Source organism: Pseudomonas sp. MDV22-iso1 (assembly GCF_058145095.1).
In genome coordinates this window covers 1-18,222 of record NZ_JBYVMF010000033.1, presented here as the reverse complement: position 1 = coordinate 18,222, position 18,222 = coordinate 1, and the positions used below count along the sequence as shown (strand labels likewise).

15 protein-coding genes are annotated in these 18,222 nt (G+C 57.0%); 2 read left to right on the top strand and 13 right to left on the bottom strand.

The window, feature by feature from the left end; genetic code table 11:
* Nucleotides 1–63: 63 nt before the first annotated feature.
* The 9 genes from AC3ZVB_RS26130 to AC3ZVB_RS26090 form a co-directional block, all read right to left on the bottom strand.
* Entirely contained in the window at nucleotides 64–1,056 is a 993-nt protein-coding gene (locus AC3ZVB_RS26130; protein WP_490148138.1) for a fimbrial protein, read from the bottom strand.
* 207 nt (nucleotides 1,057–1,263) lie between these two features.
* A complete protein-coding gene (locus AC3ZVB_RS26125; protein WP_490148137.1) occupies nucleotides 1,264–3,822 on the bottom strand; it encodes a fimbria/pilus outer membrane usher protein in 2,559 nt (852 codons plus the stop codon).
* Nucleotides 3,823–3,931: 109 nt separating this feature from the next.
* The gene (locus AC3ZVB_RS26120; protein ID WP_490148136.1) at nucleotides 3,932–4,615 is read right to left on the bottom strand and encodes a fimbrial biogenesis chaperone; all 684 of its coding nucleotides are present in this window, start codon (nucleotides 4,613–4,615) and stop codon (nucleotides 3,932–3,934) included.
* 137 nt (nucleotides 4,616–4,752) lie between these two features.
* The gene (locus AC3ZVB_RS26115; RefSeq protein ID WP_490148135.1) at nucleotides 4,753–5,277 is read right to left on the bottom strand and encodes a fimbrial protein; all 525 of its coding nucleotides are present in this window, start codon (nucleotides 5,275–5,277) and stop codon (nucleotides 4,753–4,755) included.
* 1,082 nt (nucleotides 5,278–6,359) lie between these two features.
* Nucleotides 6,360–6,902, bottom strand: coding sequence for a DinB family protein (locus tag AC3ZVB_RS26110; protein WP_490148134.1), 543 nt, complete (start codon nucleotides 6,900–6,902; stop codon nucleotides 6,360–6,362).
* A 101-nt stretch (nucleotides 6,903–7,003) separates the two neighbouring features.
* Nucleotides 7,004–8,251, bottom strand: a complete 1,248-nt coding sequence (locus AC3ZVB_RS26105) for an OprD family porin (RefSeq protein ID WP_490148133.1) — start codon at nucleotides 8,249–8,251, stop codon at nucleotides 7,004–7,006.
* Nucleotides 8,252–8,370: 119 nt separating this feature from the next.
* Nucleotides 8,371–9,084, bottom strand: coding sequence for a sulfite exporter TauE/SafE family protein (locus tag AC3ZVB_RS26100; protein WP_162438992.1), 714 nt, complete (start codon nucleotides 9,082–9,084; stop codon nucleotides 8,371–8,373).
* A gap of 23 nt (nucleotides 9,085–9,107) precedes the next feature.
* Nucleotides 9,108–10,505 (bottom strand): amidohydrolase family protein, encoded by a 1,398-nt coding sequence (locus tag AC3ZVB_RS26095; protein WP_490148132.1) that lies wholly within the window; start codon nucleotides 10,503–10,505, stop codon nucleotides 9,108–9,110.
* A gap of 9 nt (nucleotides 10,506–10,514) precedes the next feature.
* The gene (locus AC3ZVB_RS26090; RefSeq protein WP_194692242.1) at nucleotides 10,515–11,876 is read right to left on the bottom strand and encodes a uracil-xanthine permease family protein; all 1,362 of its coding nucleotides are present in this window, start codon (nucleotides 11,874–11,876) and stop codon (nucleotides 10,515–10,517) included.
* Nucleotides 11,877–12,130: 254 nt separating this feature from the next.
* On the opposite strand from AC3ZVB_RS26090, the gene AC3ZVB_RS26085 reads away from it, so the two are divergent.
* Entirely contained in the window at nucleotides 12,131–13,177 is a 1,047-nt protein-coding gene (locus AC3ZVB_RS26085; protein WP_490148131.1) for a substrate-binding domain-containing protein, read from the top strand.
* A gap of 289 nt (nucleotides 13,178–13,466) precedes the next feature.
* Nucleotides 13,467–14,609: an ATP-binding protein gene (locus AC3ZVB_RS26080; RefSeq protein ID WP_490148130.1), complete on the top strand. Its 1,143-nt coding sequence runs from the start codon at nucleotides 13,467–13,469 to the stop codon at nucleotides 14,607–14,609.
* Between the two features lie 280 nt (nucleotides 14,610–14,889).
* Here the strand turns inward: AC3ZVB_RS26080 and AC3ZVB_RS26075 are convergent, their stop codons facing one another.
* The 4 genes from AC3ZVB_RS26075 to AC3ZVB_RS26060 all read right to left on the bottom strand — a co-directional run.
* Nucleotides 14,890–15,282, bottom strand: coding sequence for a RidA family protein (locus AC3ZVB_RS26075; protein WP_490148129.1), 393 nt, complete (start codon nucleotides 15,280–15,282; stop codon nucleotides 14,890–14,892).
* A gap of 108 nt (nucleotides 15,283–15,390) precedes the next feature.
* Complete coding sequence (lipA, locus tag AC3ZVB_RS26070) at nucleotides 15,391–16,395, bottom strand: lipoyl synthase (protein ID WP_490148128.1); 1,005 nt, start codon at nucleotides 16,393–16,395, stop codon at nucleotides 15,391–15,393.
* 152 nt (nucleotides 16,396–16,547) lie between these two features.
* A complete protein-coding gene (gene glyA / locus AC3ZVB_RS26065) occupies nucleotides 16,548–17,804 on the bottom strand; it encodes a serine hydroxymethyltransferase (protein WP_490148127.1) in 1,257 nt (418 codons plus the stop codon).
* Between the two features lie 252 nt (nucleotides 17,805–18,056).
* Nucleotides 18,057–18,222: hypothetical protein (locus AC3ZVB_RS26060; protein WP_490148178.1), on the bottom strand; the 166-nt coding region annotated here is incomplete at its 5' end.

Below are 18,222 nucleotides of genomic sequence, written 5' to 3'. Positions count from 1 at the left end.
AGTACGCGTCCTTTGTTTTTGATAGCGCTATTGGCGGCTGGGCGTGGCACGATTTTATTGCTTTCAATTATAAGTAAATGTGAACGTGGCTGTGCCATTCGCTTCACCTGCAGTAACCGTGCTTTTTGTTTGGTAGTAACGAGCTACCATTTCAACGCGACTACTTCCGCCAGGGGCTGTGCCAATCGTAATGGGTGCTCCAAGAGTTACCGGGTTATTGTTGTTCAACAGTTGTATTCCAACCCCGTCTGCAACAGTGCCTCCGCTGGCTGGGTTTAGTGCGATGACACCAGGTGCTTTAGAACTGTCAGAAGTGGCAGTTAGCGTCATTTTTATATTGGTTGAGGCGTCACAGTTAAGGAGAATATTAAAGGTCTTGTTTGCTGCAGTGCTGCCTACTGCAGTAAATTCGCTTCGTTTTACATCTCCCATCGGCACGGTAATAGATTTATTTTCGACTTCACAAGCAGTTGTGGAAAAGCTGCCTCCATTAGTAATGTTGATGGTTACTATTCTGTTGTCGTCCCAATCTAATATGCCGCCGTACACCCCTGTCCGCAACGTGCCAGGTGATATATCCCCATATTTATACAATGCAATCTGAATCCCGTCATTCCATACCCATTTTTTTACCGTATCTGGGGGGGAGGACCAACGCTTAATGGGAGTGGCAACGGACCGAAGGTACGATGAAAACGGTACTTGGTCGGCAATACTATAAAGTCGGATGCCAATGCCTGGCACGTTGGTTTTTATCCCGTTACCGAACCCATCATGGTTACTTTGTGGCAGGTACATTGCCCACAGCGCATACCCACCACAGAGGTCTGTAAATGCTTCTTCTCCAAAATAAATCAATTTGGACCAAAGCAGTGTTCCATTAGGTGTGTCGCGAGGAATCACTATTTTCGGGACCGCAATATTATACGCCTTGTTAAACCAGCCATTTACCGGCTGGCAAGCTGCGTTTGCCAGCAATGACCATCCGCATGAGGTGGCTGATAAAAATAATATAGCGAGAGTCTTCCAGGTTAAATATTTAATCAGGATATTCATGATTGATCCTTATATAAAGCGAATCGCCGCATTATTGAGTGATTTAGACATGGACGGACATCAGGTAAGTGCTTTTTCGCGCCATCGACCGCTCATCACTGCCCATTGTGGCTAGTAATGGGTGGCGCAAAACTTTGAAGGGCACACCAAAAGCTTTGAACCTGTGCCTTCGCATCCATTTCGCAAGCCGTCACTAAATGATCTTCCTTAAATACACGTTTGCTTCATTACTCTAATTGATGACACCGCATCCGCCTCAGGTAATCTGAATTCAGTCAAACATTGCTGGTTAACTCCCTTTCCCCATTTCACCTGCAGACTTCCTGTGTCCGCAACACCGCTCAGGTATACCTGTCCATCTGTTCCAACAATTGCACTGTTTTCTGGCGCGTTGACGTCTCGTGCCAACGTAGCCGTAGCACCAAAAGGTACGGGTTTATCACGGTGTATCAATGTCATCAGCACACGGCTACCCACTCGGGTCTGGAAGTTGGCTACTACCACTGCGCCGCGGGTCGGAATGACGGTTTGCGTTTGTGTCTCAATATCGACATCGTCGCCCAGTGTTTCGGTATCGAGCGCAATGCGGTTCCTGCGATAAGTACTGACGTAAGGGACGACGGCATATCCCCGCCAATCGGTACGCACGCCAGTGTTATTCTGCACTTGGGTATTGCTGGCGCCTGGCGCCTTGACCAACGCGATCGTTTCACCCAGTTGTTGGGAGAAGGTCACGCCGTTGGGGTGGGCGACAATGCCTCCTTGCAGACCGTAGTTAACCTGTTGCGAGTCGTCTGTATAGTTATAACCCGCCCGGGCCTCTCCGTAGGTACCCAGATAGTTGGCGCTTAGATTGCCGCTGGCACCCGTACCCTTGTTTGTATAACTTTGGTCGATACTGTAGTTCAGATTGTTGTCGGCCAGGGCTGTACCGCTCAGACCAACCTGCTGGTTGGTACTACCGCCCTTGGTAGTGTTGATGTTGTAACTTGCCCAGCTGTGCGGTAGCAGCTTATCGAACGGTACTTGCACGTTAAACGATAGCTGTTGATCCTTATGATTTCGCTCAGGGGATTGACTTAGCGTATAACTTAATCCGTATGTTACCCCGCGGTTGCCTAAGCTATAACCCAGGCTCATGCTTCGTTCGACACCGCTTCGACCCCAATAGTCTTGTTGATAGGCGTTGATGTATAAGTTGCCGTAGTCCTGCAGCGACTGATTGATATTGAGTTGAGCCTTGCTGCGTTTGTTGTAGTTTTCCCGCCATTGGTTGTCGCGCCCCATTGACCCTATCTCGTTGGCTTCCTGGAAATCGTAGAAGCCGCTGGTCGAGTAACGGTAACCGGCGAGGGTGAAGTTAGTGTTGGTCGCTTCGATATCCTTGGCATATTGAAAGCGATAGGATTGCCCCGTTTTATCCTGACCGGTGCTTAGTTCCGTCTTGGCCTGTGTGATGTCCATTGAGAGTGAGCCCCAATGGCCGAAACCATGACCGAACCCCACGACCTGGGAATTGTATTTGTTGGCGATCAATACCCCACCATAGACGGTAGTGGCATAAGGTAAACCGTAGATCAAGGTGCCTAGGCCAAAGTTCGGTGTCGATGCACCAGTGTTTGTGGTCCGGTATTCGCCCGCCGTCAACGCATACTTCAGCCGCCCTTCACGCAGCATCACGGGCACGGCGGAAAACGGCTGCACAATGCTGCGTTCCGAACCATCGGCTTCGGTGATTGTTACGTTCAGATCACCGCTAGCGGAAGTGGGATAAAGGTCCGTAATGGCGAACGCCCCAGCGGGAACATAACTTTGATAAATGATATAGCCATTCTGGCGCACGGTTACCTGGGCGTTGCTGCGCGCAATACCTCGTACGATGGGAGCGAAGCCTCTGAGGCTATCGGGGTACATATTATCGTCTGAAGCCAGTTGCGCGCCCCGATATTGAAGGCTGTCAAATATATCGCCTGGGGTCGTGCTATCACCTAGCGTCAGTTGACCTTTAAATTGCGCGATGTCGCGCTGCAGGTAAGTATTTACGTTATCCCAACGCGTCTGGCCGTTGTTGTCGTTGAAGGTGGAGTAGTTGCGCAAGCGCCAGTCCCCCAGGTTCAACCCGCTGCGCAGGTTGAGGTAATAGCTATCACTCGTTCCGGCGCGACCGTCATTTTTTGTATTGGCGCCACTGAAATTGTAATTCATAAGCGCGGCGCTTACGCCCGAATCCCACAGGGCAGGGTCCACATACCCACGGGCTTCGTTGTTAAGGGCGGCTTGCGGAATGCTCAGATCCAACCGTTGCTGTGCAAAGTCCAGGCGACTGCTGGCATCGGGAATATAGTGGCCAAGATTAGTCACTGTTTGTTCTGGCGAGAGATGCTGCAGCGCTGGAAAGCTGTTGAGTTTTACGCCCATTGCGCTGAGTTGGCCGACAGTGAGTTCAGGTTTCAAGCTGTCTTCAACACTGACAAAAGTGACATTACGCGTATCGATTTTATCGTTGTTCAGGTAAATATCGACCCGGTAAGTTCCTGGCATTTGACTGCCGTTGTTTGAAAATGATTCCAGGTCGAGCTGGGACGGATCGCCGGTGTTCATTTCCAACGCTGATGGGTTGAAGTAATCGCGCGCGAGCAACAGCGGCGCGTGTGCCAGTAACCCTAGCGTCAGCAGGGAAGGTATCAGTGGGAGGCGGGCAGGACTGAATTTGGCCCACGGTTCTTTCTTAGTGCCGGGTACAAAGGTGCGCATGAGTTTATTCATCACATATTATCTCCACCCGGAGTTGCGAAAGAGTATCTCCTCCTGACTATTACCGGGCACGACATTGAAGTAGCATCATGAAAAGTTGCTGGCGTGAGTTGCGTTAGATTTACGGTGTTTCGGTAGTAGGTTCGCTAATACCGCCATAATCATTAATAGCCTGCCAACTAACCTGGCCAGTAGCACCCGTCGGCACAGTCAGATTATGTGTGCTAAATGGGGCAATCATCCCAGCGTCTTTAATTTCGCTGGTTCCGACTTTCACGTTGTGGAAAGACACGTAGTAAGGGCTGGGGTTGTTGACCGTCAGTTGGTTGTTGCTAAGAGCGAATTTAAGGGTTTTGTAAGCCTGATTAGCCTCGCCCGGTAAATCCGCAGGGCGATAAAATAATTTTATTCGTGTTTTTACTGAGATCTGTAGTGTATTGGTCTCCGACTGCTCGCTCGACGGAATAGACTTGATACTTAGCCAGTAGACACTCTCTTTATTGGTGGGCAGTTGCCCCTTGATGTGTACAATTCGCAGAATGTTTTCTTGTCCGGGATCCAGTCGAAACAGCGGAGGTGTGATAATAAAAGGTGGTTTCACACTGGATGAATCGCTTTCACCCTCAACCCACGACTGAATCAAATAAGGAACGGACTTTTGAGGGTTTATTACAGAGATGGATGTTTCCTTTTTTCCGCCGTCATAAATGACGCGTGTACCGCCAACTACTATTCCGGCCTGCGCATTGTTTGTCATGCTTGACAAAAAAATAGCCAGCCAGCCGAACTTTAGCCACAGAGACACGGCGTGCTCCTTAGTTTCTCGTACATCTTCAAAAGGTGGAGCCGAGGGATGCTGAATACAAACAGCAGAGCGCCTCAGCTCGGTGAAGACATCATGATCCCGCTGAACATCCGGTCGGAATCTATCTGCCGATATAGTTAGTTGTAGGAAACGGTGAAGTTACTTACTGAGTTTGCCGTGCCAGCTTTTACGGTTGCCGCGGTGGAGACGTATTTCGCCACAAACTCAATGGTAGTATTGGCGCCCGAAGCCAGCGTTTTTGTTTTTGCACCCGCACCCACCGGAATCAGATTCGAATTGTCGACTTCATAGATACCGATAGCCACTCCTTCGGCCACCCCTGTAACGGGGGTCAAGGCAAGCAAATTACTGTTGGCAGTACTGGTTGGCCCGTCAAACTTCAACGTAGCGGTTGTTACTGCGGCAGGGCAAGAGGTCAGAGTGATACCGAAGCGAGTAGGTGCTGCTACACTACCCGCAGGACCAAAAGCGCCCGTTCGTACCGCACCGAGTGTTACAGTTTGGTTAGCGGTTGCCGGGTCGATCGTGCAGGCTTGATCGGTAATTCTACCGACGAAGTTGATAGTACCGTCTGCCGCGTTAGCGACTGAAGCAAAAGCAGAGCCAACGAGCAGAGCCATCATAGCGAATTTGCTGTTCATATTATTTCCTTTAAGTATTAACAGTATTTAATGACGCGAAAAATCCAAAGCGGATTTTTGGTCTTCAATCGCGGCGGCCGAATGGTTGGTCAAGCGTTTCTAGAAGCCTTGGGTAAATCTCTTGTCAGTGCTTCGGCTCGCCGTTGTAGCCCATCTACCTGATGTTAGAATATTGCCGAGGATACTTGGCATCAGAGGTCTATGTTCTCAACCCTGGTTGCCCGCATCGTACGATTTTAACGGGAGGCGTGAGTATATTGACTTTAGGTTGAAACAATTTGTATTCGGGCTTCTCTTATAATTGACTAGGAGTAGTCTTATTTTTTATTAGGCCGGAAGAAGCGGCAGAAGTTAAAGTGTCCGGCGCGCTGGTGTTGGTCGCGGAAATACATGGGTGATGGTCTTTGAAAGATCTTTCTCTGCGCATCGTCGTCGGGGAAGTTAAGCTAATTGTTTATCGCGCGCACCACAGATCGTGAATATATGAGTACTCCGATTGGGTGACACGACTTCAACTAATAAATCAGCGGCTATGGGCGAACGGGGCGGCCTTCCGTTGCATTGGTGGAGTTAGGGATCGTCATCCGCCAGCTGGGGAGTGCACGGATTATGTGTAGCAGCTGCCGAAGGCTGCGTCCGCTCCGGGGGCGCGCTCGACCGAAGCGGTCGCTGTCCAGACGCTGTGGTGTTTGCTTGAAAAGCAGGGCCGCTTCGCGCCCCAACGCAGGCTTCGCCAGCTGCTACAAGGGGGCGTGTGTGTGCGGGCTTTGTGTAGCAGCTGCCGAAGGCTGCGTCCGCTCCGGGGTCGCGCTCGACCGAAGCGGTCGCTGTCCAGACGCTGTGGTGTTTGCTTGAAAAGCAGGGCCGCTTCGCGCCCCAACGCAGGCTTCGCCAGCTGCTACAAGGGGGCGTGTGTGTGCGGGCTTTGTGTAGCAGCTGCCGAAGGCTGCGTCCGCTCCGGGGTCGCGCTCGACCGAAGCGGTCGCTTATAGACGCTGTGGTGTCCGTTTGAAAATCGGGGCCGCTTCGCGCCCCAACGCAGGCTTCGCCAGCTGCTACAGGGGGCGGGGTGTGCGCGGATGCTATGGGGTGTGCCCGGAGGGGATGAGGATGACCAGGTCCGTATCACCTACGTCGACGCCCGCCTGTGAAAGCAAGGTCGTGACTTGTCCGCGGTGGTGCGTTTGATGGTTGAAGAAGTGCATGACCAGGCCATAAAAGTCCTTGTCGGCCGGTACTCCCTTCATGCTGGCGTAACTCAGGACGTGATCCAGATCTGACTCTGCAATGGAGCGTGACCACTCGACAATCATCTGATCGAGCCACACCCGTTGTGCGGAAAGCTCGCGGATATTGGGGTACAGCAATTGGTCGAGGCTTGTGGGGTTAGGGCGCTGAAGAATGGGTTGCAGAGCCAGGTGGTTTGCCGGGTGCCTGGCGAATCGCTGCAGCCAGACGGTATCGCCGGCCACCAAGTGATTCAGCGTGCCGAGGATTGAGCCAAAAAACGCTTTCCGGTCCGCAGAAAGCTCCTCATCTGGCAGGCTTCTGGCGGCTTCATAGATCTTTGCGTTCATCCACTCGTTATAGGTTGCCATCAGGCAGATAGGGCGGATTCGGCTCATTGTGCTCATCCTGAAACCCGGTCTGGTGCCGGGATTGTTGTTCTGGCGGACAACAAGTTTACCCGGCCAACGTCATCTCCATGTGCGTAAAACGCGTTATCTCAAAACAGACTGAACGGATAGTTGACGATCACCCGATTGTCATCGAACTCGTTGCTGCTGTAATCGCGGCGGATGCTGGCGTTGCGCAGGCGCACGTTGAGGTTCTTCAATGAACCGCTCTGCACCGTGTACGCCAGCTCGGTTTCGCGCCCCCACTCCTTGCCATCGGTGACCGTGCCGATGTGCACGTTGTCGCCGCTGACATAGCGATTCATCATCACCAGGCCGGGTATGCCGAGCGCGACGAAGTTGTAGTCGTGGCGCAGTTGCCATGACTGTTCCCTGGCGTTGTCGTAGGTGTTGTTAAAGCTGTCATTGGCCAGTGAAATGCCGGCGGTGCCATTGACGCGCATCCAGGGGTCATCGCCGGTCAGTTTCTGCAAACCGACATAGAAGGTATTGCCGCCATAGCGAGCGGACAGCAAGGCCGACATCGTACGGTTATCCAGCTCGCCCGCCCGGGCGCTGCCGTTCTCGCGGCCCTGAAAATAGCCAAGATTGGCGCCCAGTGTCCAGGCGCCCAACGGTTGGCTATGGACGACCTGCAGGTATTGTTGCTGGTAGATGTCTTTGAGTTCGGCGTTCCATACGCCGACCATCGTGCGCTTGTCGTTGAAGCTGTATTCACCGCCGACGAAATTGAAGCGGTCGGAGACGAACGCCGTCTTGCCCAGCATGAACATGTCCTGCTGGCTGGCGTCGTTGCGCGGGCTGTTCTGGCGAAACTGACCGCCGTACAGGGTCAGGCCCTCGATTTCTCGTGAGGTGATTTGCCCGCCTTCGAACGTCTGCGGCAGTGAACGCCCATCGTCGGAGCGCAGGATCGGCAGTACCGGCATCCACTCGCCGACCTTGAGTTCGGTCTTGCTGATTTTCATTTTTCCCGCCAGCGCCAGGCGCCCGAAATCGTCGGCGGGGCGTCCGTCGCGGTCGATCGGCAACAGCTGCGTGCCGCCGCTGCCCTTGCCGCCATCCAGCTTGATCGAGTAGAGCCCCAGGGCATCCAAACCGAAGCCTATTGCACCTTGAGTGAATCCGGAGCGGGCATCGAGGATGAAACTCTGGGTCCACTCTTCGGCCTTGCCCTGGGGCGATGCAGGGTTGGAAAAGTTGCGGTTGATGTAGAAGTTTCTCAGGTTGAGGGTGGCGCTGGCGTCGTCGATTAAACCGGCTGCAATGGCCTTGAGTGGCAGCGTGCCGACGATGGAAAGCGTGAGGGCGATTCGAAGATTGGCGGTCATTTTCATTATTGTTTTTATCCAATTTCTGGCTGTAGAAATCCGCTGCATCCGCCAGCGCGAATGCAGTGAGTTCAAATCGAATGGCGTGCGGCAGCGGCCCTGAACGAGCCGCTAAAACTCGGTGGTCATTGCACCAGTAACAGTGATCCGGAGACGAAGGCGAATATCAGGACAAACCGGCGCAGGCGCGCTTCATTGATGAAGTGCCGGGCCCAATGGCTGGCGATCACGCCAAGCGCCAAGGGCAGGCACAGGCTCAATACCGGTGTCACCTGCGCGGCGTGCAAATGCCCGCCGAGCGCCAGCACCACGAGGGAAATCACTTCGCCCACCAGGAAGCACAGGGCGACCGAGCCTCGCAAAGTGGCCACCGGCGAGTGCTGATACACCAGCGCCAACGGCGGACCGCCTACGCCGGTAGCCGTTTCGGTGATGCCGGTGATCAGTCCCGTGGAAATCAGCGCACGGCGTCCCGGTACGAAGGAGGGCGCCATCCAGGTCGCCAGGCACGCGGCGATCGTCGACAGGCCTATCAGCACGTTGAGTTGTGAGAGCGGCAGCCAGAACAGTATCCAGACGCCGCCGAACGTACCGACAAAACGCCCGACGGTAATCCACGAACTGCCCCGAAAGTCGATCGCCTCACGCTCGCGCCAGGCGATTGCCGCGTTCAAGGGCAACATCAGAATCAACAGGCTGACCGGCAGGGATTCGGGCGCCAGCAAGCCCATCACCGGCGCAACGATGAGGGCGAAGCCCATGCCCGTTGTCCCCTGGATCAGCGCACCGCACGCCACGGCGAGCGCAATGAGGTAGAGCGGGTCGAATGGTAAGGTCATCTTTTACCCAATAACGAAGAGTGTTATGCCACGGAGGGCAGTGGATGGACTTTATGGATCGGCGCCTGGCTGACGATGTCCCGCGCCAGCGCATCGACCTGTCGCATCAGCTCACGAGCGTCCCAGTCGGTCGGCCAGCCTTGCCACAGACGGACTTTGCCCTGCACCACGACAGCGTGGATCTGATCCCTGTTCGCCAGGCGCACCAGGTCCCATGTCAGGTTCCAGGACGGCAGCAGTTCCGGCACCGCGAGGTCCACAAGCAGGAAATCAGCGGCGTGGCCGGGCGCGATCTGTCCGGTGAGTTGGCCGAGGTGGAGCGTCTGCGCAGCGTTTTTCGTGCCCATGTCGAGCCACAGTTGCCCACCGCCACAGACCGAATCCCCGACGGCGATACCGTGGGCAAAACGCTGGGCGGCTTCGGCGTAATCCAGAAGGCGGAAGCCATCACCGCGGGTGCCGTCCGTCCCCAGTGCCACCGGGATGCCCAGGCAGTGCATCAGGTGTGCCTGGGCCACGGCGTTGCCTTTCCAGGCACTGGCCACAGGGTTGTAACTCACTGCGGCGCCGCTATCACGCAACAGGCAGATCTCGTTTGGCGTCAGTAAGGTCGCGTGGGCCAGCAGCGCCGCCGGGCCTAGCGCGCCGGCCCGGTGCAGTTGCTCCAAGGGCCTGACGCCGTAGAGTTCCAGGGAGCGTTCGACGGCGACCAGGTGCTCGTTGACGTGGCTCTGGAACACCCGCCCGGACTCTTCGCATAAGCGGTAGACCGCCTTGAGTGTCGAGTCAGTGGCGATTTCAGGAATAGGCACGGCCAGCGAAGGCGTGATCAGCGCGTCGTTATTCCACTGGGACAAATGCCGTTCCGCCGCCGCGAGAATCTGCCGCGCATCCAGCACTTGCTTGCCTTGAATGTCGTTGCAGGTCTTCGCCAGTACGCAGCGTATGCCGACTTCATGAACGGCCTTGGCAATGGCTTCGACGCCTTCGGTCGAGCGCGTGCCGGCATCGCACACCGTGGTGAAGCCGCCGCGCAGGGATTCGAACGCCGCGAGTTTGCTCGTCAGGTACAGCAACTCCGAATCGAGCGAGCCTTCGAGGGGTATCCAAACCCGGCGAAAGATTTCCGAGGGTTCGCCGAAGACCAGGCCTTTGCCGAAACTCTGGCTGAGATGGTGGTGGGTATCGATGAAACCCGGCATCAACAACTGCTGTTCGAGACGCTGCACCTGATGCGCGGGATAACGCGCCTGCAACAGTGGCAGCGGTCCGACGTCGGCGAATTTGCCCTCGACCACCAGCACGGCCTGACCGCGCTGCGGGCCATCCGGCAGCATCAACCAGTCCGGTGCCAACAGCTGTTGCGGTGCAAGCAGTTGTTCAGGAGAAGAGGGCAGGTGCGTAGTAACTGTGCGATCCATGGAGCAACCTTAGTGAGTATGTGGTGAGTGGGTCAGATCGGCCTTGGCGTCCGCGCCGTTGTCCTGGCGACCCACGCAATGGAAGAGGAAATTCATCACCGCGGCGGTGACGGCGCCCATGGCGACGCCATTGCCGAGCAGCCCGGCCAGGCCGTTCGGGAAATGGCTGTAGACCCCTGGCACCAGAATCGGCAGCAAGCCCACCGCCAGGGCCACGGACACCACGTACATGTTGCCGTGGTGCCGCAGGTCCACTTTGCGCAGCATGTCGATGCCCATGGTGCCGACGATGGCGAACACGATCAGGCTGGTGCCGCCGACGACCGCTTCCGGTACGCCGCCGATCAACCGCGCCAGGGGTGCCAGTAGCGCAAACAGCAGGAGCAGCACGCCGGACACCGCGGTGACATAGCGCGAGCGAACGTGGGTGGCACGGATGACGCCGATGTTTTCGCCGCTGGTGATGATCAGCGACGTGCCCATGAATCCGCCGAGGATGGATGCCAGTGCGTCGCCGCGAATGGTGCGGGTGACGTCCCTGTTGATATCCAGCGGCTTGTCCACGGCTTCGCTGATCGCCACGGTTTGTCCCGTCGCTTCAACCATGGACACCAGACAAAAAAGCATCAACGGGATCGAGGCAAACAGATCGAATTGAGGCACGCCGAACGGCATCAGTGCCGGCAGGCTCAGCAACGGCCACCAGCTCAATTGGGAGCTGTCAAACGCCCCCAAGGCGACCGCCAGCAGACTGCCGCCAACCAGGCCGAGCAAGATGGATAACTGGCCGAGCGTTCCTCGCAACAGACGTGAACACAGCACCGTGATGACGATCGTGGAGAACGCCAATAGCAGTTGCTGCGGGGCGGCGAAGTCGGCGCTGCCAGGCCGGCCGACGATCAGCTCGCCCGACAGCTTGATCAGGTTGACGGACACCAGCAGCAGCATCGTGCCAACCACCACCGAGGGGAAGAAACGCAGCAGCCGACGAAAGATCGGCAACACCACGAAGTAGAAGACGCCCGTCAGAATGACCGCACCGGAAGCCGTCGCCACGCCGTTTTGCTGGGCAATCAGAATGAACAACATGATCGGCGCCCCACCGGGGAGCATGATGAAAGGCAAGCGCGCGCCACAGCCGCGCAATCCTAACGACTGGATCAGCGTGCCCAGCCCGCAAACCAAAAAGGTCGCGCTCAGTAACTGCAGGGTCAGCTCGCTGGAAAAGCCTAAAGCCGTGGCCATCAGGAAGACCGAGGCAACTGGCGAGGCCGCCATCACCAGTACATGCTGCGCGCCAAAAATCAGCAGCTGCCGCCAGGGCAGTCGCTCATCAACAGGGGAAACGGGGTTTTTCTTGTTATCCGGCATATCCCACCTCTACGTAAAGCCAGCATCAACGGCTTTTTGATTATTGTTTTAAACGTCACGTAGTTTCGGTCGGGATCGTGCAGGTAAATCCCAAACCAAATCGATTTTGGTATGTGCCCAAATCGATTTGGGTGAAATGTATTCCCGTTCTGAAAGGCTGTCAACGGTCCATCCGTCGCCGATGACCCTGAGTGGCCGAGAACCGTCGGTGCGCGTATAACTCGGCAGCATTGCTGACTGAGTTGCCCCAACCGATGCCAAATAACGACAACCACCGCCCTACCATTGCCGACGTCGCCGACGCTGCCGGCGTATCGCGCACCACCGTTTCCCACGCGCTCAACGACCGCGGCCAGGTCGATCCGCTGACCCGCGCGCGCGTCAAAAAAGTCGCCGCCAGCCTTGGCTACACCCCCAATCTGCGCGCCCAGCGCCTGCGCACCGGCAAGGCCAATGCCATTGCGCTGCTGTCCTCGATGCCGTTTGCCGTAGCAGGCGGATCGTCACGCCTGGGCTTTTTGATGGAGATCGCGGCGACCGCGACGGAAGCGGCCCTGCGTCGGGGCGTGGCACTGGTGCTGGTGCCGCCGATGGACGAGGCCAAGGCCTTGCTGGATACGCTGGATATCGACGGCGCAGTGATCATCGAGCCGGTGGCCAACGACCCGCACATCGCGCGCTTGCGTAAAAGAGGGGTGAAACTGGTATCGATCGGACGCCAGCCCGAGGCCGGTTTCGACTTGCCGTACATCGACATGCACGGCGCAGCGGCGGGCGCCTTGCTGCTCGATCATTTGCACGAGCAGGGCGCTCAACGGATCGGCCTGGTGATCGGCATTCAGTCCCGGCATTCCTACCTCGACATGGAGCAAGCGTACCGCGCCTATTGCACAACCCATGGCCTGACCCCGGCGATCGTTCGCGCCGACGAAGCGGGTGGCGAAGCGGCCGGCGCCGCTGCCTGTGCGCAATTGCTGGACGATTATCCGGACCTGGACGGTCTGTGCGTGCCGGTTGATGCGTTCGCGATTGGCGCGGTGCAGGCGCTGAACGAAAAAGGTCTGAAGGTGCCGCAGGATGTGAAGGTGGTCACCCGTTACGACGGCTTCCGCGCACGGGAATGCACACCGCCCCTGACGGCGTTGAACATGCACCTGGAAGAGGTGGCTGCGTTGGCGATCGAGTTGCTGTTCGAACAGATCAATGAGTCTGGCACCGACCAGCGTCAGCGCATTGATGCGCCCATGGCGACGCTTGTGGTTCGAGAATCGAGCGCGGGTTTGCGGGAGAAAAATGGTTGAGACGAGGCAAGCCCTGACAGGCAGTCGGGGCTTGATAGAAGAAAACCGGTGACAGGATGAAGTACGTCACTTTTGCGCAGGGGTGCCCCTGGCAATGGACGCAAGAGATCAGGGTCGGTGTTAACGCTGTTGATGCCTTGATCGTGCGTATCGACCAAGCGGGCCTGAAACGGACCAAGCTTTAAAAGCCATACACAACCTCCTACACTGCTGACACCCGCTCACACCCAATCTGCGCAGCCTCGCTCTCCTGCCGGCGTCTGCATCGCCTCCCATTAGGATTATTGACATGCGCCTGTCTGATTTCATTCTTGAGAACCTTGAGCCGATTCTGCAGGCTTGGGAAGATTTCGCCAGAACTATCGAGACGCCGGGTGAGGACCTCGATAGTGAAGCTCTGCGAGATCATGCCGAACAAATGTTGCGGGCAATTGTGAGTGACCTGCGGACAAAGCAGACGAGGCGAGAGCAAGCTGCCAAGTCTCAAGGCCAAGCCCCGGTAAACGATGAAGAAACAGCAGCTGAAACCCATGCAATGACGCGGTTGATGGCAGGTTTCACGATCGATCAAATGGTGTCGGAATATCGAGCACTGAGAACGAGTGTCGTCAGTCAATGGATGAGGCAAGTGAAGGATGGCGCGCCGATCAATGTCGACGACATGACCCGATTCCACGAGGCCATCGATCAGGCTCTCGCCGAATCCATCGCCAGTTATTCACGCGCCGTTGAGGCGTCACGCAACGTATTTCTAGGCATTCTCGGCCACGATTTGCGCACTCCGCTTGGAGCGATCTTGCTGGGTGCCGACATGTTGAGGCGCTCGGAAGGGGCCGGAGACCGCAATACCAAGGTTGCCAACCAGATATACACAAGCGTGCGGCGAGCGAGCCAGATTGTTGGAGACCTGCTTGATTTGACCCGCTGCCAAATGGGCCCAGGCATTCCCGTCAAGAAGACGGATTTGGATCTATCGCGCGTCTGCGAACGTGTTGTCGAAGAAATCCGAGCGTTTTATCCAGAGGCCGTGGTCATGTTCGAAGCGAAGACACCAGTTCAAGGGCAATTCGATGGCGCCAGAATGGAACAAGTCTTCTCGAACATAATCAGCAACGCTGTACAGCATGGCGATAATCAACTCCCAATCAAGGTGGAGTTAAAGGCCTCGGAAGACAGCGCTATTTTCACCGTTCACAACAGCGGTGAGCCCATACCAGAAGACGTTCTCCCGTTTATATTCAACCCTTTGGGGCGTTTCTCTCAGCGATCTGCAATTGATCACGGGCCGACAGAGGGGCTGGGCTTGGGCCTGTTTATCGCCTCAGAGGTTGTGGCCTCACATAACGGATCAATCGATGTCAGCTCCGACTGGAGTGGCGGCACCACTTTTCTGGTCAGGCTTCCAATGACTGAGCCGGCCGCACATTCGTAGACCTGTTCGAGAGAAGGCTTCTGGCCGGCCGATCATCGTTCAGCGATGGATATTCACATTGGCGGGGGCTGACAGACACCGGTTGCTTATGACAAGGCGGGTACGTCCTGGTACGGCCAGCCATCGGGAGCGTTGGACATGATCCATCCTTGTAATCATGCGGGCGGGGAATAACCCATGAACAAAAGAATCCCTCTGAAGGGCGAGTGAGATTTCAGCGCTACTGCCGCATGGATGGGCACCATCCAGGATCTACTAATTCACCTGCCGATCTGAAACATCATCGCTGCACGGCGATGCATTTGATCTCCACAAGCAGCCCCGGTCGAGCCAGTTCCGCGACACCTATGCATGTCCATGCACACGTGCCTCTGGGAAAGACGTCATCCTTCACTTGTCTGAAGATTGGCATGTGGCGTTGCATGTCGACGTGATAGGTCGTCATTTCGACGACATCCTCAAATTCGCAGCCACCGGCTACCAGGACGAGCCGCAGATTCTCCCATGCGGCTAAGAACTGTTGCTCAGGATCTTCGATAACCGCTAATTCCGGCGTCCGGCCTACCTGGCCCGCGCAGTAGAGCGTTTTTCCTACCTTCACAGCTGGCGCATAACCCGCCTGCTCGCTGAGCAATTTCATGCTGTCTGGAACGATGATCTGGCGATCAGTCATGGTCGTGGAGCCCAAAATATAAGCGGATACGAAACCTAACCCAGGTGCCAGAGCGCCGTCCACTCGGGGCCCTTTGCATTAAGCAAACAACCACACTCAGTCGCTCATCTAAGCCAGCGCTCCGTGAGTATCGTTGACGTGTAAACCTCCATGAAGTTGCTGGTCGGCATGATACGAGGAACGCACCAAGGGCCCCGACGCGACGTTCTTGAAGCCCATCCGCGCGCCTTCCTCGGCAAACCACGCAAACATATCCGGGTGCACGAAACGCTGCACCGGCAAGTGGCTGCGCGAGGGTTGCAGGTACTGGCCGAGGGTGAGCATGTCGATGTCGTGCTCGCGCATCCGCTGCATGACCGCTATGACTTCGTCGTCGGTTTCCCCGAGACCCAGCATCAGACCGGATTTGGTCGGGACCTGCGGCACCCGGTGCTTGAAGTTCTGCAGCAGGTCCAGCGACCACTCGAAATCCGAGCCCGGTCGCGCCGCTTTATACAGGCGCGGCACAGTTTCCAGGTTGTGGTTGAACACGTCGGGAGGCTCGCACGCGGTGATGGCCAGGGCGACGTCCATCCGTCCGCGATAGTCCGGCACCAAGGTTTCCAGCTGGATGCCCGGCGACAGCTTGCGGATCTCGCGCAGGCAGTCGACGAAGTGTTGGGCGCCTCCGTCGCGCAGGTCGTCGCGGTCCACCGAGGTGATCACCACGTATTTGAGGCGCAGTTCGGCGATGGCCACGGCGAGGTTGGCTGGCTCGTTGACGTCCAGCGGTTTCGGCCGTCCGTGGCCGACATCGCAGAACGGGCAGCGCCGGGTGCAGATGTCACCCATGATCATGAAGGTCGCGGTGCCGCCGGAAAAACATTCGCCCAGGTTCGGGCACGAGGCTTCCTCGCAGACACTGTGCAACTTGTGTTTGCGCAGCAGTTGCTTGATCCGGTCGACCTCGGGGGAGGTCGGCATGCGTACCCGGATCCATTCGGGTTTGCGCGGGAATTCATCGGTGGGGATGATTTTTACCGGAATGCGCGCGACCTTTTCTGCGCCGCGCAGTTTGGTGCCGACTTCCACTTTGGCGGGGCTTTTTTGCGCTGCTTCAACAATGGCAGTCATGGGTTTTCCTTGTGCAGGCAGCTAATCAGGCAGGACACGGAACCTGTGGGAGCGAGCTTGCTCGCGATGAGGCCGTGTCAGTCGAGATCAATGCTGACTGTCATGCCGCCATCGCGAGCAAGCTCGCTCCCACAGGGTTCCATATTGTTTGCTTAGTCGCGGTAGACCGGGAAATCGCTGCACATCGCGGCAGCCTGGCGGGCGACCTGAGCCTCGACATCGGCATCGCCAAGGTGGTCGAGGATGTCGCAGATCCAGCCGGCCAGCTCGATGCTCTGTGCTTCCTTGAAACCGCGGCTGGTGATCGCCGGGGTGCCGATGCGCAGGCCCGAGGTCACGAACGGCGACTGCGGATCGTTGGGCACGGCGTTCTTGTTCACGGTGATACCGGCACGGCCCAGCGCCGCGTCGGCGTCCTTGCCGGTCAGGCCCTGGCGGATCAGGCTGACCAGGAACAGGTGGTTGTCGGTGCCACCGGACACCACGTCGTAACCACGATCGATAAAGACTTGCGCCATCGCTTGGGCGTTGCGGATGACCTGCGTCTGATACGCCTTGAACGCCGGCTCCAGCGCTTCCTTGAAGCACACGGCCTTGGCCGCGATCACATGCATCAGCGGGCCGCCCTGGCCACCGGGGAACACGGCGGCGTTGAGCGTTTTCTCGAGTTCAGGATTGGCCTTGGCCAGGATCAGGCCACCGCGTGGACCGCGCAGGGTCTTGTGGGTCGTGGTGGTGACCACGTCGGCGTAGGGCAGTGGATTCGGGTACAGACCGGTGGCGACCAGCCCGGCGACGTGAGCCATGTCGACGAACAGGTAGGCGCCCACCTTGTCGGCAATTTGGCGGAAGCGCGGGAAGTCGAGGGTCTTCGAGTAAGCGGAGAAACCGGCGATGATCATTTTCGGCTGGTGCTCGACGGCCAGGCGTTCGACTTCGTCGTAGTCGATCAACCCGGTCGCGGTGTCGATGCCGTATTGCACGGCGTTGTAGAGCTTGCCGGAAAAACTCACCTTGGCGCCGTGGGTCAGGTGACCACCGTGGGCCAGGCTCATGCCCAGTACGGTGTCGCCGGCCTGTAGCAACGCCAGGTAAACCGCAGCATTGGCCTGGCTGCCGGAGTGCGGCTGGACATTGGCGTAGTCGGCGCCGAACAGCTGTTTGGCGCGGTCGATGGCCAGTTGTTCGACCACATCGACATGCTCGCAGCCGCCGTAGTAACGCTTGCCCGGATACCCTTCGGCGTACTTGTTGGTCAGGCCGCTGCCCTGGGCTTCCATGACCCGTCGGCTGGTGTAGTTTTCCGAGGCGATCAGCTCGATGTGGTGCTCTTGCCGCGCGTCCTCGGCGTTCATCGCCGCCAGCAGTTGGTCGTCGTAGCCTTTGATCTGGTCGTGCTTGCTGAACATGGTGAAAGTCCTCTGTTGTTCTCAAAATGGGGGTTCACCCGTAGGAGCGAGCTTGCTCGCGATGGTTGTGAACGATGACGCGTAAACCCGGGTGCCCAGCGGCGTCCTTGGGTTTTTCGCGAGCAAGCTCGCTCCTACAGTGGGTTATGCGGTGTTCACCTGTAGGAGCTATCGAGTGCAACGAGGCTGCGATTTTTTGATTTTTGAAAACAGGATCAAAAGATCGCAGCCTGCGACAGCTCCTACAGGGGGTTATGCGTAGTCGGCGATTGAAGGGCAGGCGCACATCAGGTTGCGGTCGCCGAAGACGTTGTCGACGCGGCCTACGGGCGGCCAGTATTTGCTGTCGATCAAGGTGTCCAGCGGATACACCGCCTGTTCACGGCTATACGGATGCGACCACTCGCCCACCAGCTCC